Here is an 18,092-nt window from a genome sequence, read left to right as displayed (position 1 = left end):
ATGCTACGCGGGATCACCCTGACTAATCTGTGCGCGACCTGTGTAGCAACCCAGAATTGGGCTTCGCCGGCTAACCGGCCGAACGACTCCCGGAGAGGGATTCGCGCAGGCTCTTCGGACGGATGTCGGGCCAGTTTTGTTCGACATAGTCCAGGCATTCGGCGCGGGTCGCTTCACCGTAGACCACGCGCCAGCCCGCCGGGACGTCGGTGAACACCGGCCACAGGCTGTGCTGTTCTTCATCGTTGACCAGCACGAAGAAGGTGCCGTTGTCGTCGTCGAATGGGTTAGTGCTCATCGTTTCTCCACCATCGTTTGGACTCTGGACAGACCACCCGCCGGACCGACCCAGGACCCCAGGACGCGATCCGACAGCAGGCCAAGACAGCTCAGGTTGGGAAAGCCCGGCCCCTGGGTGAGGCCGGACAGGTTGGGCAGGAACAGCTTGGGGGTGACATCGCTGACGGACAGGTCGTAGCCGATCCCCTCCTGCAGGCGATCGGACGCCAGCGGGCCGCCCAGACCCAGCTCGAGCAGATCGAGCGCGTCCTGGCTGAACAGTGAGGTGAACCAGAGCGCATCGGCGCCGGAGCCGTCGATGACGAGATCGAATCCGTGCACCGTCTCCAGGTTCTCGCTGAACCGGTTGGTGGACAGGGTCAGCCGGATCTGTCCGTCGCGGCCCACCGCGTGTGCGACCCGGCCGCGCAGGTGGTGGATGCGGTCGTCGGCCAGCAACGCTTCCTGCACGTTCGCCGAGAACACGCCGCGGTCGGTGCGCGCCAGCGCGTCGCGGCGCTCGTCCAGCGTCAGGGCGGTCCAGTCGGTGGGGTCAGAGAACAACGAGTTCTCGAAGAAGCTCTCGCCCCGCGTGAACAACGTCACCTGTGGCGAGATGACCGTGATGGTCGAAACCCGGTGCCGGAAAAGCTCATTGAGCATCGAGGCGGCCGTCTCACCGCCGCCGATCACCGCAACCCGCTCGGCGTTGATGCGGTCGTGGCCGGCGGCGCGATCCCAGAACTGCGCGATCGACATCATGCGCGGGTTGCCGGGCAACAGCGATTTCTCGGCCTGACCTGGTCCGGTGATCATCAACGCATCCGCGTGCACGGTGGTCTCGCGGGTGTGCAGTGCCCAGCGGTCACCGACGACACCGAGCCCGTCGACCTCGCCGTGCACCACCTGCATGCCGACCTGGTCGGCGACCCAGCCCAGGTATTGGCTCCATTTGCGATGCGGCGGAGCGGGTCTGCCGCGGTCGATCCACTCGGCGAACGACGCCGTCGCGATCAGATAGGACTGCCAGCTGTACCGGGTCATCAGCTCGTCGAGCTCGCCGTTGCGGCGCGGCACCAACGCCGACCGGTAGGGAAAGCCGACATCTTTTTCCGGGCTGGTTCCGAGCCGGTGCGCCCCGTCCGTCCAGCCGCCGCTCGCCTGCCAGTTCGCCCCGACTCCGGTGCGTTCGACGGCGATCACGTCGGGGACCTCTGGGATATCGGGGCCCATGTCGCGCAATGCCTTGGCCTTGGCGGCCACCGCCACCGCCTTGGCGCCGGCGCCGAGGATCGCTAACGTGCTCATGTCACCACCTCCCGCAGTGATTCAATCCAAAGGTGTTGCAACGCAGAGACGTCCGCGTCATCGAGAATGCCGGGCAGTGCGCGCCACTGCGCGGCCAGGACACGCTGACCGTCGAAGGGCAATACGGTGGCCATGATCGTGAGTTCGTGGCGCACCGCCAGATCCGGCTCCGGCTGCGGCGATACCCCGGCCAGCAGTCCGCGCTCCAGCTTCAGCACGGCGCCGCCGCCGGTGTGGGCCGCCCCCAGGTAGTTCAGCAGCACCTGCGGACCGGGCAGCGGGCCCAGCCGCTCGGCGGTGTCGGTGCGCAGATAACGCAGCAGGCCGTAGTCGAGTCCGTCGCCGGGGATGGCCGCCAACTGCGCCCCGACCTGCCGCGGGTCGGCCGAGGCCACCCGCACCGGATAGATGGAACTGAGCAGCCCGATCGTGTCGCCGGTGTCGACGGCGTCGTCGACCAAACTGTCTGCGCGGCCGTGGGTTTCCAGCGCCAGCAGTGGCGGCGGCGTGGCCTGGTGTCGCTGCCGGCGCCAGCGCGTCACCGTCGCCGCCGTGGCGGCCACCAGCAGATGCGGCAGCGGCAGCCCGGAATCCAGGAGCCGGCGGGTGGTGTCCGCATCGGCGGCGACCATCCGGACGATCAGATCGCCGGCCCGGTCACGACTCGGATCCACCCGTCGGGCACCGAGATTGGGGTCGTCGCCTTCGAGCTGCGCCGCCCAGAACTGCGTGGTGTCCAACGTCTCGGCACGCGCGGCCAGCGCTTCGGCCCAGCGCCGGTAGCTGGTGTGCTCCCGGATCGGCGCGGGCGGGTGGCCGGAGGCCGAAGCCTGCAGCGCGGCGTCCAATTCGCCGAGAACGACCCGCCACGACGCCGGGTCCATTGCCAACACGTGGGCGGCCAGCAGCAGCACGCTCGGTCCAATCGGGGGGCGAAGCCAGACCGCGGCCAGCAGCACTCCGCGTTCGGGGTCCAGACGTTCGACGGCCGCTGCGACGTGCCCGGGGACGACGGCATGCAGATCCCCGGAAACCGTTACCTCGTCGACAAGAGCCGCGGCGACCTCCGTCGGAACCAGGGTCATCGTGGCGCGATCCAGTCGCGTGCGCAGCACTTCGTGCCCGGCGACGATGCGCGCCAGCGCGGCATGCAGGTGCTCGCGGCTGACGTCGTCGGGCAGCTGAATGGCTTCGGTCTGCGCCAGCCGACGAGGCTCGCCGTATTCGTAGAGCCAGCGGCCGTTGGGCAGAACCGGGATTGGCCCGACGCCGTCTTCGATATCGCTTGCAGCGTCGGCACTTTCGGAGTCGATGGCCTCCGCCAGTTCCCGGATGTTGACGCAGTCGAGGATCAGCCTGGCACGCAACGCCAGACCCCGCGCTCGTGCCGCCTGCACTACCGACAGCGCCATGATGCTGTCCAGACCCAGCTGCAAGAAGTCAGCGGCGACGTCGACCGCAGGCAGGTGCAGCAGGTCCGAAAGCACTTCGGCCAGTATGGTTTCCGTGGGCGTTTCGGGCTCGGCCCCGGCCGAGCTCGCGGTGTCGGCCGCATCGAACGCGCGCAGCGCGGCTTCGTCGAGTTTGCCGTTGTCGGTCAGCGGGATTTCGTCGACCCTGATGATGCGTTGCGGAATCATGTAGCGCGGCAACCGGGTAGCGAGCGTGGCGCGCAGCTCCGCGGTCGACGGCTGGTGCGCGGGTGAGATCATCACGTAGGCAGTCAGCCGCGCTCCGGTTTGCAGGCGCCGCACCAGAACACCGGCGTGCCGGACTGCGGGGTGCGACTCGAGCGCGGCGGCGATCTCAGCCGGCTCGACCCGGTAGCCGCGAATCTTCACCTGCGCGTCGGCGCGCCCCACGTACTGCAGCGAGCCATCGACACCCCGGCGCACCACGTCGCCGGTGCGGTACATCCGCTCGCCGGGGGCGAATGGATCGGCGAGGAAGCGGTGGCTCGTCTCCCCGGGACGGCCCAGATAGCCGCGGGCCAACTGCGCGCCGGCCAGGTAGAGCTCGCCGGTCGCCCCGACGGGCACCGGATGCAACCCGGAGTCGAGCACGTAACCGCGGGTGTAGTGAGTGGGCCGTCCGATCGACGGCTCGTCGTACTCCGTGATCGCGGCCACCACCGCCTCGACCGTGGTTTCGGTCGGGCCGTAGCAGTTGTACGCACGCAACCGGGTTCGTGCGCACTCGCTGCGGATCAGGGTCCACGCGGACTTACCCAGCGCTTCCCCGCCCAGCGCCAATACCGCCAGCGGAACCGTCGTGAGCAATCCGCAGGCGGTGAGTTGGGCGAACATCGACGGGGTGGTGTCGATCATGTCGACGCCGTGCTCGGCGATCGCGGCGACCAGGGCCTCGGCGTCGGTCTGGGTCCGTTCATCGACGACGTGCACGCCGTGGCCGTCGAGCAGCGCGACCAGCGGCTGCCAGGCGGCATCGAAGGCGAACGACCACGCGTGTGCGATGCGCAGCGGGCGGCCCAGCCGGGCGGCCGCGGGCCGCAACACGCTATCCAGATGATCGTCGGCGTACGCGCCGACGGCTGCGTGAGTTCCGATGACGCCCTTGGGTTCTCCCGTCGTCCCCGATGTGAAGACGACGTATGCGGCCTGCTCGGGCGGCACCTCGACGGCGTGGAAGTCGGCGGCGTGTCGTTTCCCGGCCCGCAGCAGCTCGTCGTCGACAATGATCGACGCCCCTGTTTGGCGCAGCATCGACTCCACCCGCTCGGGGGGCAGCCCCGGCTCCATCGGCACGCACACGCCGCCGGCTTTGAGCACCGCGAGTATCGCGACGATGTACTCCGGGCCGCGGAAAAGCCGTATGGCCACTGGGGTTTCGGATCGCACCCCGCGCTCGGCGAGCCGGGCGGCCAGCCCATTGGCGCGACCGTTGAGCTCGCGGTAGCTCAGCGTGCCGCCGGCCCAGCTGACCGCGACGTTGTCGGGCGTTGTCGCCGCGATCGCGGCGAACCGGGTGTGGATGCCGATCGCGCGCGGGGCCGCCGCGCCGGCGGGCGTGACGGCCTCGTCGTCAAAGAGCACGCTGACCTCACGCAGCGGCCGATCCCAGCCCTGCAGCAGTCGCTCGGCGGTGACCAGCACGCGCCGGCCCAGCCGCTCCGCGGAGGTGGCGCCCAGCGCGCCGTCCAACACCTCGACCAGTACCACCAGTTCGCGGCCCTGCATGTGGGCGGCGATCGCGACCGGGAAGTGTGACAGGCTCTGCAACGCGGATGGCCTGAATATCGCACTGCCCGCGGTCAATTCGCCGCCGGCGACCAGCCCGTCCATCGGGAAGTTCTCGTAGACCAGCAGGGTGTCGAACATCTCGCCCACGCCGCCCAACGCGCGCAGCTGTGCATGCCCGAGATAGCCGTGTTCGCGCAGCAGCGCGGCATTGCGTTGCACGGCGCGACATTGGTCGCCCACGCCGGCGGCCGGGTCCAGCTGCACGCGCATCGGCACGGTGTTGATGAACAGACCGATCATTGTCTCGACGCCGGCGAGTTCGGCCGGCCGGCCGGAGACGGTGACGCCGAAGACCACGTCGTGGGTGCCGGTCAGTCGCGACAACACCAGGGCCCACGCCATTTGCAACAGGGTGTTGACGGTGACGCCGCGCGACCGGGCGCCTTCGACGAGCCGATCGGCGACTTCGGGCGCCAGCCGCAGTTCGGTGGTGCGCGGCAGGCCTGCCGGCTGCCCCTCGGCCGGGCCGAGCGCGGCAGCCAGCAGGGTGGGGCCGGCCAGGCCGGCCAGGTGCTGGCGCCAAACCTGTTGGCTGGCCTCCGGATCGCGACTCGCGAGCCACCCGATGTAGTCCCGGTACGGCCGGGGCGCCACCGGAAGCGCCGCGGGGTCTCCCCCGGCGGCGTACAGGATCATCATCTCGTTGACGAACACCGGCAACGACCACCCGTCGATCACGATGTGGTGGGCGGTGATCACGAAACGCCATTGCGGGCCCGGCAATTCGATCAGCAGGAAACGAATGGCCGGCCCGCGTTCCAAATCGAACGGTCGCCGGCGTTCGCGGACCTCCAGCGCCGCTACTTCATCGGGTGCGGCCGTGACGAATTGCCAAGGCAACTCGACTCGGGACGGCACGATCTGCACCGGGCGCGCAATGCCCCGACTGAAGAAGCTAGCCCGCAGGTTCGGGTGTCGGGCCAACATCTTGGCCGCACAGTCGCGCAACAGCTCGATGTCCAGTACGCCAGAGATGTCCGCGGCCATGCCGATCATGTAGGGATCGTCGGCTGCCTCGCCTTCGACGAATTCGGTGAGCGCGCTCAGCGAATACAAGCCCTCTTGCAAGGGGCTCAACGCCATCACGTCCTCGATGTCAGGTGGTGCGACATCGGTTTTGGTAGCGGTCATGACGTCCCGTCACGCGACGACGACCACAGCTGCGACACCGCGGCCAGGTCGTCGGCCGACAGTCCGGACGCGGCCATCGGCGCGAAGCGGGTATCGGCCTGCTCGGTGTCGGCCTTGCCGTCTCCCACAGCGTCCAGGGCGGCGGCCAACTGCTCTACGGTCGGATGCTCGAAGACCATGCGCGGGCTGACCGCCAGGCCGGCCGCGCGGGCCCGCGATGACAGCTGCACCGACAGGATGCTGTCGCCGCCGAGGGCGAAGAAGTCGTCGTAGCGGCCGACTTCCGGGGTGCAGAGCAGTTCGGCGAACACCTTGGCCAGCGCTCGCTCGGTGTCGGTGCGCGACGGTTCGATCCGTCCGCCGGTGCTGACCGCCGGCTTGGGCAGCCCGGGCCGGTTCAGCTTGCCCGAGTCTGTCTTGGGCATCGCGTCCAGCACGGTCAGCGACGAGGGCATCATGTAGCCGGGCAACGTCGTCGCGACCGCGGCGCGCACCGCGCCCGCGAAGCCGGCCTTCTCGGCATCGTCGACGATCGGGCGTTGCGGCACAACATATCCGGCCAGCGAGAGACCTCCGTGCACCTCCCAGGTACGGGCGGCCGCCGCGGCGACGCCGTCGACGGCCGCCAATGCGGACTCGACCTCGGCCAACTCGACGCGGAAACCGCGCACGCTCACCTGATGGTCGGCCCGGCCGGCGAACTCCAGCTGGCCGTCCTCGGTCCAGCGGGCCAGGTCGCCACTGCGGTACAGCCGCGAACCGGGTTCGGGCGCATAGGGATTGGCAATGAACCGCGTCGCGGTCAGACCGGGTCGCTTCCAGTAGCCACGGGCCAGCTGGTCGCCGGCGTAATACAGTTCGCCGACCACACCGACCGGAACCGGGCGCAGGCCGTCGTCGAGCAGGTAGGCAGCGCTACCCGGGACCGGCTTGCCCACAAGCGGATTCGGCAGACCGAGCGGCCCGCGCGACACCGCACCGGAGGTCTCGGTGGAGCCGATGTTGTTCAACAGCTGGATGTCCGTATTGCCCGCACACGCGGATACCAGGCGCTCCAGCAGCGACGTGCTCACCGGCTCGCCGCCGCACACCAGCCGCGACAGGGATCGCACCACGTCGGCCCGGATATCCACCAGTGCGGAAACCAGGCTGGGCACCGCGGTCACCTGCGCCACCGAATGCCGGTCCATCAGCGCGGCGAGCGCTTCGGCATCCCGGTGTTCGGCATCGTCTGCGAGGATCATCGTGGCCCCGGCCGCCAGGCCGGCCAGCATTTCCATACCGCCCTCAAGGAAAGTGATCGAGGCCTGAGCCAACCGAATGTCGCCGGCGCAGGGCGGGTAATGCCGCAACTGCCAATCCAGCCGGGCGGACATCGATCGATGCGTGCCCACCGCGCCCTTCGGCTTGCCGGTCGAGCCGGACGTGAACACCAAATACATCGGGTCGTCAGGATGGGGCACCGGTAGGTCCGGACGAACCGTGCCGTTCTCCACCACCTCACGCACCTGCGGGTCGTCCAGCGAAATGACCTTTACCCCAGACACTTCCGGCGTGCTGTCCACGGCCTCGGCCGTCGCCAGTACGACCGGCGGCGCCACGTCGTCGAGCATGAATTGCTTGCGTGCCAGCGGATAGCCAGGATCGATCGGGAAGTAACCGCCGCCGGCTTTCATGATGGCCACCAGCGCCACCACCATGTCGATGCCGCGCCGTGTCGAGAGCCCGACCAGCGACCCCGGCGCCACGCCGTGTTCGGCGAGCAGCCCCGCCAGGTTGTCCGAACGGCGGTGCAGCGCAGGGTAATCGAGCTGCTCACTGCCGCAGCGCACCGCGATCCGGTCGGATCCCCAGTTGCGGCTGGGAGCGAGTAGCTCCGGGATGGTGCGCGGCCGGTCGGGTGGCGCCGGGGCGCCGCGGCTCCACTCGTCGAGAATCCGGTGCTGCTCGTCGTCATCGATCACCGCAACGTCGCGCAGGGTTTGGTCGACGTTGTCGGCGAACCCGGTGATGACCCGGGCCAGCCAGCCGGCCAGTCGCTCGATCGTCGACCGGCGGTACAGCTCGGTGCGGTAGATGACGTCGCAGTTGTATCCGGCGCCGTCACTACCATCGGCGCCCAGGAAGTTGACGCTGAGGTCGGCATGCGCCATGTCGAAGATCGGGTCCAACGAGGTGCACACCGTGTCCTCGCCGTCACCGGCGCCGGGCCCCGAATCGATGACCCGGGTGGCCGGCAAGTGATCGCGCACATGCACCACGACCTGGAACAACGGGTTGCGCGACAGCGAACGCACCGGGCTCACGCTGTCGACCACCCGGTCGAACGGCAGATCCTGGTGGGCGTAAGCGGCCAGCGCCGTCTCGCGCGCCCGGGCCAGTGCTTCGCGCAACGTCGGGTTGCCGTCCAGGTCGTTGCGCAGCACCAGGATGTTGACGAAAAAGCCGATCAGCTGGTCCAATTCGGCCTCGGTGCGTCCGGCAACCGGGGTGCCCAACGGGATGTCGACGCCGCCACCGGCCTTATGCAGCACCACGGCAACGGCCGTTTGCAACAGCATGAATTCGGTGATGCCCAACTCGCGGCACAACTCGGCTAGCCTGGCGCGGGTGGCCGAGTCGATGCGGAAGGCAACGGATTCGCCCACGCCGCTGGGCACCGGCGGGCGAGCGAAGTCCGGCCGCAGTCCGGTGTCTTCGGGCATCCCCGCCAACTGCCGGGTCCAGTACTCGCGCTGCTCGGCGGCAATCGCGGACTCCTGGCCGCTGGTATCCCCCAGGAACGCGCGCTGCCATGCCGCATAGTCGGCATACTGCACCCGAAGCGGTGCCCACGACGGTAGCTCCCCGGACCGCCGGGCCCGGTACGCGGTGAGCACATCGGAGAACAGGACGCCTGCGGACCAGTGGTCGGAGGCGATGTGGTGGACCACGAACGACATCACATGATCGCCGTCGCTGCCGTTGCGCAGCAACGCAATCCGGATCGGCCGTTCGGCGTCAAGCTCGAAGCAGTGCTGACGCTCTTCGTCCAGCTGCTCTTGCAGCCAGGCTTCGCTGTGCTGGCCGGCACCCTCGAAGGAAGCGCGGCGGATCGGCAGATCACCGGCCGGATTGACCACTTGATACGGCACGCCGTCGATTTCGATGTAGCTGGTGCGCAAGATTTCGTGACGTGCGACGACGTCGCCGATGGCCGCGATCAGTGCCTCGATATCCCAGGGACCGCTCAGTCTCGCGGCGAACGGAATGTTGTTCACCCAGCTGGGCCCGTCGATACGGTAGGCGAACCAGCTGCGCAGCTGTGACGCCGACAGCGGCTGGGGCTCGTCGTGAGCGGTCGCGATCAGCTTGGGTCGAGACTCGACGAGTTCGCCGGACCCGAGCTCGTCGACCCGCTCTGCCAGCCGGCCCACCGTCCCCAGCTCGAAGACATCGCGGATGCCAAGCTCCACACCGCAATCCGACCGGATCGCGGTGACCAGTTTGGTGGCCACCAGAGAGTGGCCGCCCAAATCGAAGAACGAGTCGTCGACACCCACCCGGTCGTGACCGAGCAGGGTGGCAAACAGGGCGGCGATGCGGCGTTCGGTAGGTGTCGTCGGGTCGCGATATTCGGCGCCGGCGGCGATCTGCGGTTGCGGCAGCGCGACGCGGTCGATCTTGCCGTGCGCGGTGATCGGAATCTCGTCGAGCACCACGTAGCCGGCCGGCGTCATATAGTCCGGCAGTGCGGCGGCCACTCGAGCCCGGATCCGTTCGACGTCAACGGATTCGGTGCCGCAGTCCGCTGCCGGCGTCACATAGCCGACCAGGCTCTTGCCCAGTCGGGGGAGATCCACGGCCAGCACCACCGCCTGTCCAACGCTGGGGTCGACCGAGATGGCGGCGGCGATTTCGCCGAGCTCGATGCGGAAGCCGCGGATCTTCACCTGCTCGTCCGCGCGGCCGACGAACTCGATGTCTCCGTCGGCGTTGCGGCGGGCCAGGTCACCGGAGCGATACATCCGACCGCCCGCGGTGAACGGGTCGGCGACGAAGCGTTCGGCCGTCAGTCCCGGCCTACGGTGATATCCCTGCGCGACATGCGTTCCGGCGATGTAGATTTCGCCGATCACGCCGACCGGGACCGGCTGCAGCGCATCGTCGAGTAGGTACACCTGTGTGTTGATCTTCGGCCGGCCGATCGGAACTATGCGGGTGCCCTGCGTGCCCTGCACCGGGTAGCTGGTGCAGTTGACGACGGTCTCGGTCGGTCCGTAGAAGTTGTACAGCAGCGCATCGAAGGTGGCGTGGAACTTGTCGGCGATCTCGCCGGGCAGGGCCTCGCCGCCGATCGGGACCCGCCGCAGGGTGCGCCATTGGTTGACGCCGGGCAGCGACAGAAACAGCCCGAGCAGCGACGGCACGAAGTGCATCGAGGTGATGCCTTCGCGGCGGAGCAGATCGGTCAGGTAGCCGATGTCGCGCAGCCCGTCGGGCCTCGGGATGACCAGCCGGGCGCCCATGATCAGCGTGCCGAAAATCTCGCCCATCGACACGTCGAAGCTGGGCGAGGCGACCTGCAGCAGCGATTCCGTTGCGTCGACCTGGTATTCGTCGCCGAACCAGACGAAGTACTCGGCGATCGGTGCGTGCGGAACGGGAACACCCTTGGGCAGCCCGGTCGAACCGGAGGTGTAGATGAGGTAGGCGGTATTGTGCGGAGTCAGTGGCCGAATCGGCTCGGGCGCGGTCACCGGGTAGTTCGACAGGCCGGTAACCGGTTCGCGCAGCACCAGTTTGGCATCCGCATCACCCAGGATGAACGCGATGCGATCCTGCGGGTAGGTGGGGTCCACCGGCAGGTAGACCCCGCCCGCTTTGAGGATGCCCAGCGCCGTGATGACGAGTTCGGGTGACTTGTCCAGCAGTAGCGCGACCCGGTCCTCGGTGCCGATCCCTTGTTCGATGAGCCAGTGCGCCAACCGGTTCGACTCTTCGTCGATCTCCCGGTAGCTGTAGTTGCGGCCTTCGTAGCCGACGGCGATGGCATCGGGCGCCGAACTCGCGCGCCGACTGACCAACTCCGGCAACGTGGCCGCCGCAGTGGTGAACTCTTCGCCCGTCGACACTTGGCGTAGCCATTCGGCCTCTTCGTCGCTCATCAGCGCGCATGCCGACAGCGTCGCGTCGGGATTGCTCAGCGTGCTGTCCAGCAAGACGACGTAGTGCCGCAGCAGCTGTTCCACCAGCGGGCGATCGAGCACCTCGACGAGGTATTCGGCCTCGATGAGCCCGCCGTTCCCCGATCGCTCCAGCTCCACCATGAAACTCAGCGGCAGCTGGTTGAAGTGACCGCGCAATTCGGCGCGCGCGCATCGCACACCCGGCGGGCAGAATCCGGCGCCGTCGGCGTCTCGCTGTCCGAAGCTCACCCGGGTCATCCGGTCCGCGCCGTGGCGGCGATCGGGATTGGATTCGCGCACCAGCCAATCCAGGTCGGCGCGGGAATGCGCGAAGGCGCCGACGGCGCTATCGCGCGTTTGGGCCAGCAGTTCGCGGAATGTCTGGTGGGACTGCGGTTGCAGCCGAATCACCACGGTGTTGCCGTAGTAGCCAATGGCATCCTCGGTCGCGACGCCGCGATTCAGCACCGGAACGGCGACCAGGAAGTCGCTCGACTGGGTGTAGCGCTGGACGAGTGCCGCGAAGGCGGACATCAGCACCATGTACGGGGTGGCACCGGTGTCCCGGGCCAATGCCGCCACCCGATCGACAACGTCGGCCGACAACCGTGTCGTCGCGCGCTGGGCACGCCAGGTGCTGGGCACCACCGAACCGTTGGGCCCCGGAAGCTCAAGTGGCTCCGGCAGATTCGTGATCAGCGGCCGCCAGTAGTCGGCGTCCTCGTTATGGCTTGGGGTGTCGGCGAAGGCAGGCTCGACCGCGGGGGCCGGCGCCGCCGGTGCGGCGGCGAATCCGTCCGGGTCGGTGTAGGCATGCGTCAGATCGGCGAAGAACGGCGCCCACGACCCGTCGTCCCACGCGATGTGGTGGGCGGTGAACAGCAGCATCAGTTCATCGGCCGACAAACGCGCCACGGTGACCCGCAGCGGCGAATCCTTGGCGAGGTCGAAGGGGCGGCAGAAGTCCCGCTGCGCCAGCACGTCCAACCGCAACCGCCGCGACTGATCGGACAGATCCGACAGGTCGTGCTCGGCCCATTCCGGCCGAAGATCCTCGCGGACCACCGGATACGGAAAGCCCTCGGCGTCGGTCTCGTAGGTCGTGTGCAGCACTTGATGCCGCGCGGCCACGGCATTGACGGCGTCCCCCAGCCGCGCTACGTCGACCGTGCCGGTAACCCGGTACGAGACGCAGACGTTGAGCAGCGCGCTGTCGGGGTCGACCGACTGCACGAACCACATCCGGTGCTGACCACCGGACATGCGCGGCTCGTCGACGCTCGGCACCGAGCCCTCGGCCTCGGGCCGGGTCAGGCCGCGTTCAGCGAGCTTGCGGCGCAACAACTCCAGGCGCTTTTCGTCGAGCAGGCCGCTGGCATTGGTTTCAGTCACGCTAGGAGTCCAACCTTTCTAACATCGCGAGCGTGGAATGTTGCGCCCCGATCGGAGCTGCGGCGGCGTCAAACCGCGGTTGGGGTTTCGGGCCGCCGGTTGAGCCGGCGCCCAACGCATCGATCAATTCATGCACGGTGATGCCGCCGAGCATGCGGGCCACCGGAACCGAGTTCCCCACCGTCCGGCGTAGCCGCTTGCGCAGATCCAGCGCGAGCAACGAGTCCACACCGAGGTCGATCAGCGAGGCACTGGAGTCAATCGATGACGAATCACCCAAGTGCAATGTCGCGGCCAGCTCGGCACGCACCACGTCGGCGACCGGTTTCACAGCGGAGCCGTTGTCATGCTCGGAGCTCTCGCCGCCGCCCGGACCACTGAACGGCATTGGCATTCCCTGGCTTTCGAAGAACACCGCGAGCCGGTCGAAGTCCGCGTCGAAAATCAGTGGATCGCCGTCGTAACGGTACAGGCCGGCTTCGATCGCCAATTCGGGATCCATGGCAATCAGACCCGAACGCTCGGTGCGGGTGATCTCGCTGGCCGCCACCACACGGGCGGCCTGCCATAGTCCCCATCGAATCGCCGTGCAGTCTCGGCCCCTGGCCCGCAACTGGGCGGCCAGCACGTCGAGCATCCGGTTGGACGCCGCGTACGCCGCATGGTGGTAGCCGCCCCACACGCCGAACACCGACGAGCAGGCCAGGATCCGGCAGTCGGGCCGCGTCGGCCAGACCTCGGCCAGCAGCGCCAATCCGCGAACCTTCGCATCGCATACCTCGGCCACATCCGTGCCGGTGAGATCGTCGCGCACAACCGCTTTGGCGATGCCCGCGGTGTGGATCAGCAATGACGCGCCGGAGCCGGCAAATTCGAACGCGGCGGCGGACAACGCGACGCGGTCGGTGATGTCACACAGCGGTGCCTGGACCACCGCGTCATGATTTTCGGCCAGGCGTGCCAACGCGTCGGGGTCGACGCCGTTGCGGCTCAACAAGGTAACCGTCCGCGCCCCGTGCTCGATGCAGTACCGCGCGTACTGCAGGCCGATCGCTCCGCTGCCGCCGGTGATGACCACGTTGTCCAGTGCGGCGCCATCCAGTGGCCGGCTGGTTGCCGAATCGCGGCAGTCCCGGAACGTCCGGACATAGCGTCGGGGCGATTCGGTCCCCCGCACGGCGATCTCGGCCCCGTCGCCGATCAGCGCTTCGACGACCGCGAGCGCGGTTGCGGCATCGACATCGCGACTGGGCAGGTCCAGGTGCCCGAAGATCTGGTCCGGGAATTCGAACCCGACGCTGCGGTGCATCGCGGCCAGAGCGGCCTGTGCCGGCGAGACATTCGAATCCTGTTGTTCGACCTGCTCGGCACCGGCGGTCAGCAACCAGACGGCCCGGCAATGTGGGCCGATGATCGCGGCGTAGTCGGGTAGGCCGGCGTCGGGTCGCCCGCCGATCTGCTCGATCGCGGCGAGCGCATCCAACTGGTCGAGTTCCGGGGCGAGGACCACCACGATTTCGGCCTCGCCGAGCGGCACCGCCTGGCACCCGTCATGCGTGGCGATGGCGTCGATCAGCTGCTGCGTCAACGCACCCGCGGCGGCCTCGCCGAAAAATCCGATGGCACAACGGGTTGTGCCGGCGTTTCCCGGGGACGTCACCTGCTGCCAGTCCTCGACGGCCGCGGTCAGCGCTGGCACCGCGAGCAGGTCGGTCAGCGGTTCCGGCGTCGCCCACAGGTGCACCGCCCGCATCGGCGCGTTGGGGAACCTCGGCAGCGGCGGCCGGATACCGCTCGGGATGGCCTTGGCCCACGGGCTACCGGGGTCGGCGGTCGCGACGGCGGCGATGTTCGCCGAGAGCGCCTCGATGATGGGTTTGTCGCGGTGCCCCGATCCGACTGCCACCGCCGACTCCTCGTCGACGATGTCGGCGAGCGGATAGAGCAGCGACGGGTGTGCGGACAGCTCCACGAACGTGTCGACGCCCAGCTTCTGCGCGTGTCGCACGGCCCGATCGAATCGCACCGTGCCACAGAGGTTCTCATACCAGTATTCGGAGAAGTCGATGCCTTCATCCACCTCGGTGCCGAACGTGGAGCCGACGAACCGCGCCTCGCCGCGCCGGAAGGCCGAATCGGGTATCAGCTCGATCAACGGAGTCCGCAACGGCCGCAGAGCGCTGGTGTGGCCCGGATAGTCCACGGACAGTTGATGATTGAAGATGCCGCGGCGCCCCGCCAGTTGCACCGCGGCGGCCACGGCGTCGTGCTCGCCGGACACCACGGTCGACGACGGCCCGTTGACCGCCGACACTTCCAGCCAGCCCGGCGCATCCGCCAGCACCGACTCCGCCTCTTCGAGGCCGACCCCCAGCACCGCCATCGCGTACCGGCCGGTCAGCCGGTCGACGACGGTCGCGCGCGCGCCGACCAACCTGACCGCGTCCGGCAACGTGATCGCGGCGGCCACGTACGCCGCCGCCACCTCACCGAGGCTGTGCCCGATGGTGACCTCGGGAACTACCCCGTGGTTGCGCCACGCCGCGGCCAGGCTGACCGCGTGCGTGAACTGGGCGCCCTGAATCTGCGTGCGCGACCAGTTCTGGTCCAGCTTCCCCGCCAGGTAAGGCAGCGGCGAGGGCAACCCGGCCGCGACGAACGCCCGCCCGCACTCGTCGGCGGTCCTGCGATAGGCCGGCAGCCGCCGGTAGGCATCGGCTCCCATCGCCTGCCATTGATTGCCCTGGCCCGGGAACACGAAAGCGATACGCGGCGCCGAGCTCTTCGACGACCAGCTGATCAGGGGATGCTCGTCGTCGCGGGCCAGCGCCGACAACCCGTCGACGAGCTCGGCCCGGTCGGCTGCCCGCACCACCGCGCGGTGACGTCGCAGCCGCCGCAGCCGCAGCAGGGTCGACGCGACCGACGCCGCCAGATCCGGTGCGGCGTTGCCGCTGCGGTCCAAGTAGTCCAGGATCGCCGCGGCATCCCGGCGAATCAGCTCTTTGTCGTGCGAGGTGAGCAGCACTGGGACACGGCAGTCAGGCAACATGTGATCGAGCACTATGCCACCTCTGGCATGGAGACGATCAGATGCGCGTTGGTACCAGCGATCCCGAAGGCCGACGCCACGGCCGTCCGTTGTCCGGCACTGGCCGGCCACGGAGTCAGCGCCTGAGCCAGACGTAAACCTTGTCCATCCCAATCGATTTCAGGACTAGCCTGGTCGGCGTGCAGGGTGGCCGGTATCGCGCCGTGTTCGGCCGAGACGAGAACCTTGGCCAACCCGAGCGCTCCGGCAGCGGCCAACGAGTGACCCAGGTTCGACTTCACCGAACCCAGCAGCGCCCCGGCGCCGGGTTCGGTGGTTCCGTAAGTCTGTGCCAGCGAACGTAATTCGGTGCGATCGCCGAGCCGGGTACCGGTGCCATGCCCCTCGATCATGCCCACGTCCTCGGGCTTGATTCCGGCCCGGGTGATCGCGCGGCGGAACAGCCGGACCTGCGCGTCCTCGCTGGGGGCGGATAGACCGGCACTGCGACCGTCCTGGTTCACGGCGGTGGCGCGGACTTCGGCAATGATCTGCCGGCCGGCCCGCAGCGCCGCCGATTTGCGTTGCAGCACAAACATTGCCGATCCCTCGGCCCAGACCGTTCCGCTGGCCTGCGCGCTGTACGGGCGGCAGTAGCCGTCGTCGGAGAGGGCGTGTTGCTTGGAGAACTCGACGAAGAAACCGGGCGAGCCCAATACGTTGACCCCGCCGGCCAGCGCCAGGTCGCAATCTCCGTCCCGCAGGGCGCGTACCGCAACGTGGAAGGCCACCAGCGCCGACGCGCACGACGAGTCGAGGGTGAGCGCCGGGCCGGTCAACCCGAGCGTGTACGCCACCCGGCCCGAGATCACGCTCAGTGCCGTGCCGGCGAGCAGATGGCCACTGTGCCGGGAGAACTCGGCCATCTCGGGCCCATACCCGGTCATCGATGCGCCGACAAAGCAGCCCACATCGTGGCCGGCCAGGTCGTCGGGATTGATGCCGCTGTTCTCCAGCGCGCGCCAGGACACCCGCAGCGTCACCCGCTGCTGTGGGTCCATCGCGATCGCTTCGCGAGGCGAGATGCCGAAGAATTCTGGATCGAATGTGGCTGCCCCGCTGAGGAATCCACCGCGGTCGTGGATCTGTTTGAATCCACTGCGCCGCGACCCGGCGAGCAGTTCGGCGACCGACCAGCCGCGGTCGGCGGGAAACGGGCTCAAGGCCTCGCGGCCGTGCGCCAATAGGTCCCAGTAGCCGTCGGCGGTGTCGATACCGCCGGGCGCTTCGACGGCCATCCCGACGATCACGACCGGATCGATCGCGAGGGCTTCGACCCCGTTGTCAGACATCGGCGTTCACCTGTGCGGCGATCGCATCGACGTGGTCGTAGACGTAGAAGTGGCCGCCGTCGTACAGCGACAGCTGGAAGGACCCGGCGGTATGCCGTTCCCACTGGCGCAGCACGTCGATCGCAATCCGGTGATCGTCACGGCCGCCCAGGACGTGGATATCGGCGCCGATGCGGGTATCGGGACTGGGGTCGTAGCGATTGAATGCCTGATAGTCGGCGCGCATCGCGGTGGTGAGCAGCTCGGAGAATTCCTCGTCGGCGAGCAGTTCGGGATCGGTGCCGCCGAGGTCGGCGATCTCGGCGAGCACGCCGTCATCGCTGGTGGGCAGCTCGGGCATGTCGGCGACGACACACGGCGGTGGTCCCGCGGAAGCCCAGAGTTTCTGCACGGCGACGTCGCGCTCTTCGGCCACCCGAGCAAACTCGAACGCCACCACGGCGCCCATGCTGTGCCCGAACAACCGCAACGGCGCGACGCTGTGCCACGGCCCGGCCTCGAAGAGCCCGAGGGCCAGGTCGTGCACGGTCTCGTGGGCAGGTTCGGCGAGCCGGTCGGCGCGCTGCGGGTACTGGACGATGTAGATGTCGCCCCCGGCAGCCAGCGCGGCGCCCAGCAGCCGGTAGCTCGCGGCGGCCGCGCCGGCGTGCGGAAACACCACCGTGGCGCCGTCAGGCGACTTCGCGGTGCGCCCGGGAACCAGCTTGATCCAGGACGGAAATGTGGACGGAAAAGTGGAGGGCATGCTGATCAGGTCACGAAATGTCATGGTGCTCACCGGATGCGTGGGCGGCCCCGCCGTCGGGAACGGCCGCGCGGACGGGAGCAGCGTGAGCGCCTGCCGATACCTGCCGCGACCGGCCGGCCCGCGACGTCAATGGGAGCGAGCCCAGGCCCCGATACGGCAGGTTGTCAGCTCGCTGAACAGCGTCGACACCGATGCCGATCAATTCGGCTACCTCCGCACGGATGTTCTCCGAGCACGCGGGGGCACGCACCACGAAACCTCCCTGAATTAGCACAGGCTGCCCTAATTTTGGTTACCCTATCCCCTCTCGCTGCGCCGTTGCTACCAAGCCCCCGCAAAGGAGCCCGCGTGATCCCGGACACAGGGTGGTTTTTGGCTCGTTCCCGCCTGCCGGGCCGCTGATGCGGCACCGGGTGTGGGCTG

Annotated in this window: 8 protein-coding genes; all 8 read right to left on the bottom strand. The window is 68.4% G+C overall.

Going from position 1 to position 18,092, the window contains the following annotated elements; translation table 11 throughout:
• Window positions 1-70: 70 nt before the first annotated feature.
• The 8 genes from SKC41_RS17200 to SKC41_RS17165 are packed head-to-tail and all read right to left on the bottom strand — an operon-like array spanning window position 71 to window position 17,922.
• On the bottom strand, window positions 71-298 hold the full coding sequence (locus tag SKC41_RS17200) for an MbtH family protein (protein ID WP_330978669.1): 228 nt from the start codon (window positions 296-298) through the stop codon (window positions 71-73).
• Window positions 295-1,587 carry an NADPH-dependent L-lysine N(6)-monooxygenase MbtG gene (gene mbtG, locus SKC41_RS17195; RefSeq protein ID WP_330978668.1) on the bottom strand — a complete coding sequence of 431 codons (1,293 nt, stop codon included), beginning with the start codon at window positions 1,585-1,587 and terminating at the stop codon, window positions 295-297. Before mbtG ends, SKC41_RS17200 begins: the two co-directional genes overlap by 4 nt.
• Window positions 1,584-5,978, bottom strand: coding sequence for an amino acid adenylation domain-containing protein (locus SKC41_RS17190; RefSeq protein ID WP_330978667.1), 4,395 nt, complete (start codon window positions 5,976-5,978; stop codon window positions 1,584-1,586). Before SKC41_RS17190 ends, mbtG begins: the two co-directional genes overlap by 4 nt.
• Complete coding sequence (locus SKC41_RS17185; RefSeq protein ID WP_330978666.1) at window positions 5,975-12,538, bottom strand: amino acid adenylation domain-containing protein; 6,564 nt, start codon at window positions 12,536-12,538, stop codon at window positions 5,975-5,977. The genes SKC41_RS17190 and SKC41_RS17185 overlap by 4 nt, the downstream gene beginning before the upstream one ends.
• A gap of 1 nt (window position 12,539) precedes the next feature.
• On the bottom strand, window positions 12,540-15,602 hold the full coding sequence (gene mbtD, locus SKC41_RS17180; protein ID WP_330978665.1) for a mycobactin polyketide synthase MbtD: 3,063 nt from the start codon (window positions 15,600-15,602) through the stop codon (window positions 12,540-12,542).
• Window positions 15,602-16,921, bottom strand: a complete 1,320-nt coding sequence (locus tag SKC41_RS17175) for a beta-ketoacyl [acyl carrier protein] synthase domain-containing protein (protein ID WP_330978664.1) — start codon at window positions 16,919-16,921, stop codon at window positions 15,602-15,604. Before SKC41_RS17175 ends, mbtD begins: the two co-directional genes overlap by 1 nt.
• Complete coding sequence (locus SKC41_RS17170) at window positions 16,914-17,690, bottom strand: thioesterase II family protein (protein WP_330978663.1); 777 nt, start codon at window positions 17,688-17,690, stop codon at window positions 16,914-16,916. Before SKC41_RS17170 ends, SKC41_RS17175 begins: the two co-directional genes overlap by 8 nt.
• Window positions 17,677-17,922, bottom strand: coding sequence for a hypothetical protein (locus tag SKC41_RS17165; protein ID WP_330978662.1), 246 nt, complete (start codon window positions 17,920-17,922; stop codon window positions 17,677-17,679). The genes SKC41_RS17170 and SKC41_RS17165 overlap by 14 nt, the downstream gene beginning before the upstream one ends.
• Between the last annotated feature and the right edge of the window lie 170 nt (window positions 17,923-18,092).

The organism is Mycobacterium sp. 050128, from assembly GCF_036409155.1.
In the GTDB taxonomy this organism is placed as follows: domain Bacteria; phylum Actinomycetota; class Actinomycetes; order Mycobacteriales; family Mycobacteriaceae; genus Mycobacterium.
Note: the sequence above shows the minus strand (reverse complement) of the source record. Positions and strands in the feature narration are given on the sequence as shown.

Coding starts and splice junctions, on each gene's coding strand:
- SKC41_RS17200 (WP_330978669.1), bottom strand. CDS start 298: ATGAGCACTAACCCATTCGACGACGACAACGGCACCTTCTTCGTGCTG.
- mbtG (WP_330978668.1), bottom strand. CDS start 1,587: ATGAGCACGTTAGCGATCCTCGGCGCCGGCGCCAAGGCGGTGGCGGTG.
- SKC41_RS17190 (WP_330978667.1), bottom strand. CDS start 5,978: ATGACCGCTACCAAAACCGATGTCGCACCACCTGACATCGAGGACGTG.
- SKC41_RS17175 (WP_330978664.1), bottom strand. CDS start 16,921: ATGTCTGACAACGGGGTCGAAGCCCTCGCGATCGATCCGGTCGTGATC.
- SKC41_RS17170 (WP_330978663.1), bottom strand. CDS start 17,690: ATGACATTTCGTGACCTGATCAGCATGCCCTCCACTTTTCCGTCCACA.